Genomic DNA, 10802 nt, shown 5'->3' with positions numbered 1-10802 from the left:
TCAGGTGGTCAACTACCTAATTTTCAGGGAAAAAGTCCAGGAATTTTCCCCCCGATCCCCGCAATGGCTGGCACTTTTTGAGGGGAAAAAAGTCCAAAAGTCTTATCCAACAAGGTTTTTAGATTTATTCAGCAGACCCTATTTATCTAGACTTGTGTGGATATTCCCAGTCTTCACCAATCTCCTCAAGGCTATTGCATAGCTTTGAGGGAACGTTCTAAAATTTGATCTTGACGTTTTTCGTCTTCTTGACGATTTTCAGTTAATAAAACCCGTGCTTTCGCAGTTCCTGCCTCCCCTTCCCCTAAAAGCTCCTCTGTACGAGTTAAGACATTTTCTTCGAGCATTCCTTCTGCTTGTCGTTCTTGGGTTAAATTAAGACGTGCTTTTTCTTGAATATTCATAAATTTATCCTTGCCACAGGTGCGATCAACTTCTACCTTCAGTCTGACACAAATTTGCTATTCTGTATCATTAACTACAGAAAAATTTAGAATCTTACTGGCGAAACTGAGATTTAGGTATTTTTTCTCATTCCTTAAATGGACAGGGATCGATCGACCTAAAGCTATACAATAAAATCTATGGAACAATTCCCCGGCGTAATCAAGCTTGTATATCGGGCGAATAATTATCGATTACCCAAACCAACAGATTTCTTGACAGTATCCGACTCTATCGTAATATCCTATTTGCAGAGCTTATGACCAAAGGTAATTTAAACGATCTCATCCGTACAGAAGCTAATAAAGAGGTAGAATCCCAACCCTCTCCTTCTGCCAAACGTTCTAAGGAAACTAACGCCACCTTACAGGCAAAAATTAACGACTTGACGGCAGAATTAGAAAAAACCGAGAAAAATGGGCAAACTCTCCAAGAAAAAGTTATTTCTCTGGAAGAAGAACTTAAAGAACATATGGAACTCTCTGTCAGTTTACAGCAGTTACAACAACAGACCGAGCAGTTAGAATCTGTCCTCTCGGAAAAAACTACTTTGGTGGCACAATTATCGAGTCAATTAAGCAAGACAGAAACAGAACTGACTGAGAAAAAACAGTTAATTGAAAAATTATATAATCAAATTAAAACCCTAGAAAATAGTCCCACCGCCACCCCTGAACCGTCAGCAATTACCAAACTATTGCCTAAGAAACCCAGTCTTTATAACTTTGAAATGGCCACTTTAGCCCGTTATATTGCCCCCACTCCTACCCCCACAGAGTTAACGGATTCCGATATCGGTTGGTTCGATTAATTATGGCTAGTAAAAATCAAGAACAACAACATCCACAGGAAAGACTCGATCGCCCGATTGTTGATCAGCTACTGCAATCAGAACCCAATGATTTAAACTTAGCTGAATGCGCTCGTTTACGCATACGTTATCAAAACTTTCCGGGGGCAAGAGAAATCCAAAGAGATTTAGATTTAATCCTAGAAAAATGGCAGTTAGATGAAGCCAGTTTATGGGCAAAAACTCGACCACTGCACAGTCACGGACAAGTGTATCAAATTCGCCAAACCGAGGAGCAACAGGATTGGAGTTAAATTGCAGCAGTTATCTTAATGGTGCGAGAGGAAAAATCAAACCTATAATTTGATTTTATCTAATAATCTCTGAAAAGGATTTTTTGGTTTGCTTGCTGGCGGATCTGCGGGGGGATTAGGATCATCTAGATAACGATAATATTTCCAGATATCCCAGTAGGGACAACCCGGTTCAATGCGAATTCCTGCCCAATGTAAATATTTTAAGGGCTGATTTAATCTCGGATCGATTAAAATATTCCCCTGACGTTGAAAATGAGAACTTCCCCCCCAATTTCCCGCTTGACAACCCGGAGCGCGGACAATATTAAATCGATTGGGAACTCGTTTGAGAATGGTATAATTAATAATCGGTTGATCGGAAGTTTTTTGAGAAAAATCAAAATATTCTGGATGAGCGGCACATTCTTGAAAAGCACTATATAATTCCTGTTCTGAGAACAGATTCTTTTTACTAGCCCAAAAACCACCGTTAAACATTCCACTTAGATCATTTTCTGTGAAGATTCCTTGTTCTAAAACAATCGGATTAAAGACATCAGTAATCCCTTTTTTGTGTTGGTAATCACAGCAGAGAAAATCGTAGGTATCGAGGAAATTTAGATTATCTATTATTTTTTCAAAAACTACGATATCCGTATCGATATAAAGAAATTGATCTAGTTCTCCAAACCAACACACCTGCTTGCGAAATTGATTGGGACGAGCAAAGAATTTTTCTCCAAAAATATCATAGATTTTCTGTGCCAATTCTTCCACTAATTGCAGCTCTGGATAGAGAATAACGCCATATTTTTCGGACAATAAATCGGCAATTTTTTGATAATTATTGTCGTAGGGAATCAAGATGACGGGAGAATCGGGATCGTACAAACGAATACTATTCATTAATGCGATCGCCTGCTCGATAACTCGATCATTAGCGGTAATGTAAATTCCTCGCTTCATAAATATCCTGGGGGTAAGAGTTAGAAATAATTATATACCAGTTATCTTAATGGTGAAGTAGAAAGTTTTCCTTTTGGGGAGTCAGCCATCAGCTTTTTTCTCCCGATATCCCTGTTCACTGATAACTGATCACTGATCACTGATCACTGAATAGCCGATCGGTCTTTCTCTGTCAACTCTTAAGGAGTCGTGGGTTTCATTTTTGAATTAGCGAATAATGAAGGAAAGATCACTGCTACTTAAACAGTTTTTTCTTAAGTTTAGCGAGGGAACTCTGCATCCATAATTTTTTAAGTCGCAGGGGTTCTAAACCTTCTATATCAGCCGGATAATGTTTTTTAATATCAAAGAAATCATTAATTTCTCTTAAAATTGTTTCAAAACGTGGTAGTAATTTTTCGGGATGATAATCATCGAGAAAATTAGCTGGTAAAGAATTAACGGGAAAATTACGGACATAATTAAGAATACGTTCCAGATCGTATTGACTGGAATAAGCCCCGATTTTTTGACAATTAAAACCGGGATCGAGATAATCGGCTAGGGCGCTATTAACACCAGAAAATACCGTACAACCACAGGCTAAAGCTTCCAGGGGCGGTAAGCCAAAACCCTCCGTTAAACCGTTTACAGCCCAATATTCAGCCGAATCGTAGAGATAAACCCGACTGCGATTGAATAATCCCACTAAATCCTCCACATAGCTATCTAAAACCTTAACGCGACAGTGGGGACGGAGGGCGGGAACTAGACGATTGAGAAGATACTTTGAGGATTTGCGCCCCTGTACTAGGACATCGATATCTCTTTCTAAGCCTAAATTGAGAAATTCTGAGCCAATTTGATTAGGAAGATAGTAAATTAAAGCATTAGGAGCCTTTTCTCCCCAATACCCCATAGTATTACGGCTAACAGTGATAATTGGTATTTCAGATGGTAAACGGAAGCCGTAACCTGTACTATGGGCATGATAAATGATATTCTGCGATCGCAATTTTTGCACCAGTTTAGGAAGATCAAAACCCCAGCTAACCACAAAAATACTGTCATCTGAGCTTATTTTCGCGAGTATATCCTCTAAAAAAGGATAATTTAACTCTTTTTGACGATAAGTCACAATCTGGGCGGTACAAATTTGACTAGCCAAATTGACGGTTTTCATTTCTGCCCACAGTCCACCCCCACCAAAAGGAGAAGTAGTACCGGGCAAAAGAAAATAGAGGTTTCTCATCAGGATAATAGAAGTTTTGGTTAAGCGGTAGTCTGGAGACTTGGCTATTCTATACTTAATTATTAAGGTGTGAGGTATCTAAAGGCAATAGCCGATTAACCATAGATATTATTAAATTATGTTTGCCACTGATAAATACTTAGAATTATTAAAGCAATACCCTCCTCGTCCTATTCACAATGAGGAAGACTTAGAAATGATACAGGAGGTTATTAATCGCCTTTTAGACAAACCCCAATTAACGGTAGAAGAAAGGGAATATCTAAATGTTTTAGGGGCTTTAATTTATGAGTATGAGGAAAATCAAGAGCCAATACCTGATATTTATGGACTTGAATTGTTGAAATTTATATTAGAGGAAAAAAACCTACAAAAGCAAGATTTGCTATCTATTTTTGAAAGTAAGTCAACCCTGGATGATATTCTTGATGGGCAACAAGAGTTAACTCCTATCTATATTCAAAAATTAGCCAATTTTTTAAATATATCTCCTGATTTATTTTTTCCTAGTTAGTCATAAAAAATGCGCTAGACAGTTAGGCTTATTTCCTGTCTTAACGCATAGGTTAACGGACTAAATCAAAGCCCGATAACGCCCCAAAGCCAGTAGAGGAAAATACTGCTGATAGAAATGATATTTCAGGTAAAAATGACAGGGAAAACCTGTACCGGTGAAGTAATCTTCATCCCATGTACCATTTTCTTTTTGGGTAACAAGAAGATAGTTAACACCCTTTTCAATCACTTCTCGCTGATAATTGCCGGTGACTTTCCCGACAGCTAATAAACCGATTAATGCCCAAGCAGTTTGGGAAGCGGTACTATTTCCCTGTCCTTTAAATTTAGGGTTATTGTAACTAAAACAGGTTTCACCCCAACCACCATCAACATTTTGACAACTGCTTAACCAATTGGCTCCTTTTTGCAATTGCTGGCGATATTTATTCGGTTCCAGAAAAGCCAAAGCAGATAATGCCCCACTGGTTCCATAAATATAATTTACACCCCAACGACCAAACCAACTACCATCAGCTTCCTGTTCTTTTTCCAGATAATCCAAAGCTTTTTTAACTCGATTTTCCTCCATGTTGACATCACAAGTACCTAACATTTCTAGAACTCTGGCAGTAACATCAGCCGTATTAGGATCGATCATTGCTTTTAGATCGGCATAGGGCAAAGAATTAAGCCAGTTTTGATCGTTATCGATGTCAAAAGCTCCCCAACCACCAGCTTTACACTGCATAGTAGCCATCCAATTAACTGCCCGTTTCATCACAGCTTTTTTAATATTTTCATCGGGCATTTTAATTAACTCTAAAGCCATCACCACCACTGCCGAATCGTCTAAATCTGGATACCAGCGATTATCAAATTCAAAAGCCCAACCCCCGGGGGTTCCGATTTTATTTTTAATCGCCCAATCGCCATAATCAAGAATTTGTTGATCGATTAACCATTGTCCCGCTTTAATCATAGCTGGATGAGCGGGATTTAGCCCAGATTCAATTAGCGATCGAATTACCCAAGCCGTATCCCAAACCGGCGAAACACAGGGCTGTACACAATAGGTATTATCTGTCTCAATGGCAAAATTATCCACCGCTTTTAAACCGCGGGCAACAATCGGATCGTAAACATCATAACCTAGGGCTTTTAAAGCTAACAGAGAATTTAACATCGCCGGGATAATTCCCCCCCAATCGCCTGTGTCTTCCTGTCGTTCAATTACCCATTTTTCCGCCGCTTTCAGACTTTCTTGACGGAAGGGAACTAAATCAGTTTTTTCTGCCCATTTAAACAGCCCATCTAACCAGAGAAAAACATCTGACCAATTGTTATTTTTTGGTAACTCATACTTGACATTATTCACCCCTTCTGTATAGAGTTCATCGAGATTAAAACCGATTTTATACACGGGTTTTTTGTCAAAAACAATTAATAAAGGAACCGTACTTCCCCGCGCCCAACTGGACATTTCATAGATAGTAAAAGGGAAATTTTCCGGCAGTAGCATAATCCAAGCGGGGATAGAGGGAACCCCCTGCCAATCGTAACAACCAATCAAAGCGAGGTGCATTTTGGTGAAAATGCGGGTTTTGCTGATGCCACCTTTAGCTAAGATAAATTCTCTAGCTTTTTCTAAAGCAGGATCATTAGCGGGAATTCCCAATAGTCGCAGCCCCATGTAGGCTTCCACAGTGGTGCTAAGATCGCCACCATCACCATAAAATAACTCCCAAGCGCCGTTAGGACACTGTTGCTGACGCAGATAGGTGGCTGCTTTGTCTAGGGGGCGTTTTTTGTCAGTTTTCCAGATTTTGTGCAGTAAAATTGCTTCTGAGGTGATGGTGACATTAGATTCTAATTCTGCCCACCAGTAACCGTCAGAGTATTGGGTAGAAAGTAAATAATTTTGAGAAAGTTCGATCGCTTTCGCTGTTTTAGCGGCTATTTCGGTTATTTTGTCCTGAATCTGCATTTTTTTCCGTTCGACAACCTCTAGAGACCACGAGTGCAAATAATTCATAATTCCCTGAAGACAAAAAGGGTACGAAACTCGCACCCCACCAGATTTATCTTCATTGAACTTACTTTTTCTTTTTGCCTTTAGCGGGCGGATTATCCTTCGCTGCCGGTTCCGGGGCTTTTTCCTCCACTTGCGGGGCTGCTGCTACGGGTTCCGGGGCTTTTTGTCCCATTTGGGCGGCTACTTCGGCGGCGAAATCCGTTTCTTCTTTCTCGATCCCTTCACCTAGTACAAAGCGTTGGAAACGACGCACCTGAATATTTTCTCCCAAAGCGGCGATCGCTTGTTTGAGCAATTCGTCAATACTGATGTTCTGATCGCGGATAAAGGGTTGATCGAGCAGAGAAAGTTCTTTCAAACGTTTTTCAATGCGGCCGGCCACGATTTTTTCTTTGATATTATCGGGTTTATTGGCTAAATCGTCCCGTCCCATCTCAATTTCTTTTTCTTTGGCGGCGATTTCGGCGGGAATATCGGCCACTTTTACATATTCGACGTTAGGACAAGCGGCAATCTGCATCGCCACGTCATTAACCAATTTTTTGAACTCCTCGCGACGGGCGACAAAATCGGTTTCACAGTTCACTTCCACTAAAACACCGATGCGGCTGCCGGTGTGGATGTAACTGCCGATCATCCCTTCTGCCGCTACCCGACTAGCTTTTTTCTCGGCGGAAGTAATCCCTTTTTGACGCAACCATTCGATCGCTTTGGTTATATCCCCCGCGTTTTCCGTCAGCGCCCTCTTGCAATCCATCATGCCGGCGCCGGTCTTTTCCCTAAGTTCTTTAACCTGTTGTGCTGTAATTTCCGCCATAAAATTCCTAACCTACTGCTTATAATTGATCATGCCACGAGAGGGGCAGGTTTGACCGCTCGATAGGCTCGGAAAGTTTCCCCCCGAACCTAGCGGCGATCAATGGCTAATTTTCCCTAGTTATCGTCGTCTCCACTGGCAAATTCGGCGGCGTATTGGGAATAATCACCTTCTTCCTCGTACTCGGTTTCATTATCGTAGTCTTCCTCGTATTCTTCCACCGCTGCTTGACCACCGCGACGACCTTCGATGATCGCATCGCTAATTTTGCCTAAAATCAGTTTGACTGAGCGAATTGCGTCATCGTTGGCGGGAATCGGCACATCTACTAAGTCAGGATCGCAGTTAGTATCCAAGAGGGAGATGATGGGAATGCCCAATTTTTGGCATTCTTGGATAGCGTTGTATTCCCGACGCTGATCCACTACGATGACTAAATCCGGCAGCCGGCGCATGGTTTTAATGCCACCGAGGTATTTTTCTAGTTTGCCTAATTCCCGACGCAGTACCGATGCTTCTTTTTTCGGTCGTTTATCGAGGGCGCCACTATTTTCTAATTCTTCTAATTCCTTGAGTCTTTCTACCCGGCCGCGAATGGTTTCCCAGTTGGTTAACATTCCCCCTAACCAGCGTTGGTTAACGAAGTGGCTGCCGCTGCGTAAAGCTTCCTGTTTAATGATTGCTGCCGCTTGCCGTTTCGTACCGATGAATAAAAAGCGTTTACCGCGATCGGCTTCTCCTCGGACAAATTCGTAAGCTTCTTCGATTAATTGGGCAGTTTGCACCAAATCAATGATGTGAACCCCATTCCGGGCAGTGTAGATGTACTGAGACATTTTCGGGTTCCAACGGCGCGTTTGATGGCCGAAGTGAACCCCAGACTCTAGCAATTCTGCGAGAGAGACAACGGGCATATTTTTCTCCTTTTCGGGTTTATCCTCCATCTAGGGCTGGATTTCTAGATTCCTAGAAACACCCGATCGCCTAGATGTGCGATTTTTGACAACTTTTCTAGTCTAACATAAGTAGTCGTGCAAAATTAATTTCTTGGTTGGGATAGGAGACTCCGAGACGGGAGACAGGAGACTCCGAGACAGGAGACAGCTATCAGTTATCAGATTTGAGTTTTAAGTGAGCAGCATTAAATAGAAGTTTCCTACTGTCTTTTCACTGATTAATGATTACTGTTTACTGATCACTGATTACTGTTTACTAATCACAGCAAAAAGTGTTCATGTTAGGGAGCTTGTCGAACTACTGATCTCACGACGAAGTCTGACGGCTTAGATGTGTAATTAATTTTGCTTAGGTACTTAAAAGAGCGCGATCAGTACCCAGAAAAAATCAACTACTAGGGGCTTCCTACTGCAATTCCTCAAGTTTTTTCAAAACCGCTTCTGCATGGGCTTTTACCTTGACATTTGACCAAATATAGGCAATATTTCCCCGGGGGTCGATTAGGAAAGTGGAGCGTTTAATCCCCATATATTCCTTACCCATAAATTTTTTTAATCCCCAGACTTGATAAATTTCCGCCAGTTGATGATCGGGATCGCTCAATAATTGAATAGTTAAATTGTGTTTTTCAATAAAACGACAGTGGGACTTTTCTGAATCGGGACTAACTCCCAGAATTACCGCATTTAATTGCTGAAATTGCGGCGACAAAGCGGTAAAATCGATCGCTTCTGTGCTGCAGCCCGGAGTGTTATCTTTGGGATAAAAATATAAGACCAACCATTGACCGGCAAAATCTGCTAATTTACTAATTTCGCCTCTTTGGTTTGGGGTGGCAAATTCGGGGGCTTTTTGTCCAACTTCTAGGGTCATTTTTAGGAGTGTAAAGGCAAGAGTAAGAAAGGAGCGAGGGAGAGGGAAAGCAATAGCCAGACTTGATAGTTAAATCTGGGAAGTTCGGGGTTTTCTGACTCGACTAAAGCATCGATTCTCTCTAATAAACGATTATTTAAAGAATGATCATTGAGAGCGACACAGCAACTATCGGAGAAACTTATTTCCGCTACTTGATTAACTTTTTCTGCCACTACAAGCAGCGATTCAGCTAATAGTAAATAATCCACTTGTCCAGAAGCGTACTTATCGGCGCGCAATTCCCGCAAGAAGACCAATTCTGACCATAAATTCTCGCTATTGGGCAGCCAAGAAGACATTGATCGCAACCAACCTAACCAGAAAAACCAGAAAGTGTCATGATATTCTTGGTGAGCTTGTTCGTGGGCTAAAACTGCCTGTAAATGTTCTTGATCTAAGAGATTTAATAATCCTTGCGTCACAATTAATTCCGACTTCCAGAAGCCAACTCTGGCACTGTAGGGAAAATCCATCGCTAAAACTCTCGCCTTCTGAGCGGTGATTTTTTTGAGGGGATAACTGCTAAAATCCCGATGGGTTTGCCAAGTTTGATAGGAGAGTTTTATCAAACAAAATATAGCAAAAACTAGCCAAATTATAGCACTAAAGTAACTAATTAAACTGGAGTTATAACCCAACATTTGCCCACGATAGCCCATACAAACCACCGATATAACTGTCATTAACAGCAGCAAAGGAGGAAAGAGAAAGAAAAATAGCGTTGTCTGCCAACGACGCTGATAGCTGGGCAGAAACCAACGTAAACCAATGGCGATAGTTAATGCTAGTAATAACATTAAACTGTGCATTAGCGTTCTCTCCGTTGTTGACGAAGGGTATCTAAACGAGAGGCGATCGCTTTTAATTGTTCGACACTAGCAGTATCGAGACTATCGGCAAAAGAAGCCACCACATCCGCATTACCAATAGCCAAAAAACGATGTAATTGTTCGTAGGCTTTAATTGCCTGTGCTTGTTCCTTAGAAACCATCGGTTTCCAGTAGAAAATTCGACCCTGTTTATAACAACTTAACCAGCCTTTATTAGTTAAACGACGCAGTACCGTAGTCACAGAAGTATAGGCCAGATCTCGTTCTGGATCCGCTAAAATGCGATCGTGGACATCCTTAACGCTAACGGGTTCCAATTCCCAGACAATATTGAGAATTTCCGCTTCCAGGGGGCCCAGGGATAACTGTTTTGGTTGATAGGTCGGCAATTGAGCCATAGTCACACAGAAATGAAGATTACTTTCCTGATCATAGCGGCGGATATCGATCGCCTGATAAAATAGCAACGATCCTTTATATTGTCTTTATGTCCACCGAAACTAATTTAACCACAACTACGGGTGCTGATGCCATTGATGTGGCGATCGCTAATGGCATTGATTTTGATGGTTCCCCAATTCCCCCGGCAAAATTGGAACTTTATCACCGGGTAATGGGTTTGGAAGCAGGACGACAAAGAAGCGGGGTTTCTAACACGATGAGATCGCGAATTGTCCGCATCGGGGCCAAACATATCCCCCAAGAGGAGTTAAATCAGCTGTTGTTAGCCGCCGATTTTGCCCCTCTCAAGGAGAAAGAAATCGCTTTTTACCTATAATGTCGGCTTTTCATCTCTCGGTTTCACCTCGGAGATGAAAAGTTCCGCCAGCATAGAACAGCGAAGCACGACTAAGAATAACTCTAATCTATAGTTGCCAATTTAACTTTAGTATGCTAGAGTAGTTTGCGTGGTAGGTCGATAACGCAAAATGTTTGTTTTAGAGTACAAGCTTAGAGGAAAACCATCTCAATATCAAGCCATTGATGAGGCTATTCGGACAGTCCAGTTTGTTCGGAATAAATGTC

The 10802-nt window shown here is 41.4% G+C and carries 14 protein-coding genes and 1 pseudogene; 6 read left to right on the top strand and 9 right to left on the bottom strand.

What is annotated here, in order from left to right; genetic code table 11:
• On the top strand, window positions 1–202 hold a 202-nt coding region (locus O9300_RS16055), incomplete at its 5' end, for a hypothetical protein (RefSeq protein WP_287972707.1).
• Here the strand turns inward: O9300_RS16055 and O9300_RS16050 are convergent.
• A complete protein-coding gene (locus O9300_RS16050) occupies window positions 192–404 on the bottom strand; it encodes a hypothetical protein (protein ID WP_287730566.1) in 213 nt (70 codons plus the stop codon). The two genes, O9300_RS16055 and O9300_RS16050, sit on opposite strands and share 11 nt — an antisense overlap.
• 299 nt (window positions 405–703) lie before the next feature.
• On the opposite strand from O9300_RS16050, the gene O9300_RS16045 reads away from it, so the two are divergent.
• Both O9300_RS16045 and O9300_RS16040 read left to right on the top strand, forming a co-directional pair.
• Complete coding sequence (locus O9300_RS16045; protein ID WP_287972705.1) at window positions 704–1255, top strand: hypothetical protein; 552 nt, start codon at window positions 704–706, stop codon at window positions 1253–1255.
• Window positions 1256–1257: 2 nt separating this feature from the next.
• The gene (locus tag O9300_RS16040) at window positions 1258–1548 is read left to right on the top strand and encodes a DUF3288 family protein (protein WP_004162669.1); all 291 of its coding nucleotides are present in this window, start codon (window positions 1258–1260) and stop codon (window positions 1546–1548) included.
• Between the two features lie 42 nt (window positions 1549–1590).
• Here O9300_RS16040 and O9300_RS16035 read toward each other — a convergent pair whose 3' ends face one another.
• The gene (locus tag O9300_RS16035) at window positions 1591–2496 is read right to left on the bottom strand and encodes an Npun_R2821/Npun_R2822 family protein (protein ID WP_287972702.1); all 906 of its coding nucleotides are present in this window, start codon (window positions 2494–2496) and stop codon (window positions 1591–1593) included.
• A 235-nt stretch (window positions 2497–2731) separates the two neighbouring features.
• On the bottom strand, window positions 2732–3727 hold the full coding sequence (locus O9300_RS16030; protein WP_287972701.1) for a glycosyltransferase: 996 nt from the start codon (window positions 3725–3727) through the stop codon (window positions 2732–2734).
• 118 nt (window positions 3728–3845) lie between these two features.
• Here O9300_RS16030 and O9300_RS16025 point away from each other — a divergent pair, with 118 nt between their 5' ends.
• Window positions 3846–4241 (top strand): helix-turn-helix domain-containing protein, encoded by a 396-nt coding sequence (locus O9300_RS16025; RefSeq protein ID WP_287972699.1) that lies wholly within the window; start codon window positions 3846–3848, stop codon window positions 4239–4241.
• 60 nt (window positions 4242–4301) lie between these two features.
• On the opposite strand, the gene shc is transcribed toward O9300_RS16025, so the two are convergent.
• The 6 genes from shc to O9300_RS15995 form a co-directional block, all read right to left on the bottom strand.
• Window positions 4302–6209, bottom strand: coding sequence for a squalene--hopene cyclase (shc, locus tag O9300_RS16020; RefSeq protein ID WP_287972696.1), 1908 nt, complete (start codon window positions 6207–6209; stop codon window positions 4302–4304).
• Window positions 6210–6318: 109 nt separating this feature from the next.
• Entirely contained in the window at window positions 6319–7074 is a 756-nt protein-coding gene (gene tsf / locus O9300_RS16015; protein WP_002753383.1) for a translation elongation factor Ts, read from the bottom strand.
• 116 nt (window positions 7075–7190) lie between these two features.
• Window positions 7191–7988 carry a 30S ribosomal protein S2 gene (gene rpsB / locus O9300_RS16010; RefSeq protein ID WP_079210095.1) on the bottom strand — a complete coding sequence of 266 codons (798 nt, stop codon included), beginning with the start codon at window positions 7986–7988 and terminating at the stop codon, window positions 7191–7193.
• Between the two features lie 448 nt (window positions 7989–8436).
• Entirely contained in the window at window positions 8437–8904 is a 468-nt protein-coding gene (gene bcp / locus O9300_RS16005; protein ID WP_149985767.1) for a thioredoxin-dependent thiol peroxidase, read from the bottom strand.
• Between the two features lie 2 nt (window positions 8905–8906).
• Complete coding sequence (locus tag O9300_RS16000) at window positions 8907–9755, bottom strand: M56 family metallopeptidase (RefSeq protein WP_287972694.1); 849 nt, start codon at window positions 9753–9755, stop codon at window positions 8907–8909.
• On the bottom strand, window positions 9755–10243 hold the full coding sequence (locus O9300_RS15995) for a BlaI/MecI/CopY family transcriptional regulator (protein WP_002777269.1): 489 nt from the start codon (window positions 10241–10243) through the stop codon (window positions 9755–9757). The genes O9300_RS16000 and O9300_RS15995 overlap by 1 nt, the downstream gene beginning before the upstream one ends.
• Before the next feature lie 20 nt (window positions 10244–10263).
• Between O9300_RS15995 and O9300_RS15990 the strand changes: the two genes are divergently transcribed.
• Window positions 10264–10554 carry a small RNA NsiR4-regulated ssr1528 family protein gene (locus O9300_RS15990; RefSeq protein WP_002732452.1) on the top strand — a complete coding sequence of 97 codons (291 nt, stop codon included), beginning with the start codon at window positions 10264–10266 and terminating at the stop codon, window positions 10552–10554.
• A gap of 151 nt (window positions 10555–10705) precedes the next feature.
• Window positions 10706–10802 (top strand): annotated as a pseudogene (locus tag O9300_RS15985) (transposase); the annotation flags it as partial.

It is taken from the genome of Microcystis sp. LE19-195.1E, assembly GCF_027532095.1.
GTDB lineage: Bacteria > Cyanobacteriota > Cyanobacteriia > Cyanobacteriales > Microcystaceae > Microcystis > Microcystis aeruginosa.
This window is presented reverse-complemented; position numbering and strand designations above follow the sequence as displayed.

Excerpts from the sequence above, each read along its gene's own strand:
- O9300_RS16050 (WP_287730566.1), bottom strand. The coding sequence starts at position 404 with ATGAATATTCAAGAAAAAGCACGTCTTAATTTAACCCAAGAACGACAA.
- O9300_RS16045 (WP_287972705.1), top strand. The coding sequence starts at position 704 with ATGACCAAAGGTAATTTAAACGATCTCATCCGTACAGAAGCTAATAAA.
- O9300_RS16040 (WP_004162669.1), top strand. The coding sequence starts at position 1,258 with ATGGCTAGTAAAAATCAAGAACAACAACATCCACAGGAAAGACTCGAT.
- O9300_RS16035 (WP_287972702.1), bottom strand. The coding sequence starts at position 2,496 with ATGAAGCGAGGAATTTACATTACCGCTAATGATCGAGTTATCGAGCAG.
- O9300_RS16030 (WP_287972701.1), bottom strand. The coding sequence starts at position 3,727 with ATGAGAAACCTCTATTTTCTTTTGCCCGGTACTACTTCTCCTTTTGGT.
- O9300_RS16025 (WP_287972699.1), top strand. The coding sequence starts at position 3,846 with ATGTTTGCCACTGATAAATACTTAGAATTATTAAAGCAATACCCTCCT.
- shc (WP_287972696.1), bottom strand. The coding sequence starts at position 6,209 with ATGCAGATTCAGGACAAAATAACCGAAATAGCCGCTAAAACAGCGAAA.
- tsf (WP_002753383.1), bottom strand. The coding sequence starts at position 7,074 with ATGGCGGAAATTACAGCACAACAGGTTAAAGAACTTAGGGAAAAGACC.
- rpsB (WP_079210095.1), bottom strand. The coding sequence starts at position 7,988 with ATGCCCGTTGTCTCTCTCGCAGAATTGCTAGAGTCTGGGGTTCACTTC.
- bcp (WP_149985767.1), bottom strand. The coding sequence starts at position 8,904 with ATGACCCTAGAAGTTGGACAAAAAGCCCCCGAATTTGCCACCCCAAAC.
- O9300_RS16000 (WP_287972694.1), bottom strand. The coding sequence starts at position 9,755 with ATGCACAGTTTAATGTTATTACTAGCATTAACTATCGCCATTGGTTTA.
- O9300_RS15990 (WP_002732452.1), top strand. The coding sequence starts at position 10,264 with ATGTCCACCGAAACTAATTTAACCACAACTACGGGTGCTGATGCCATT.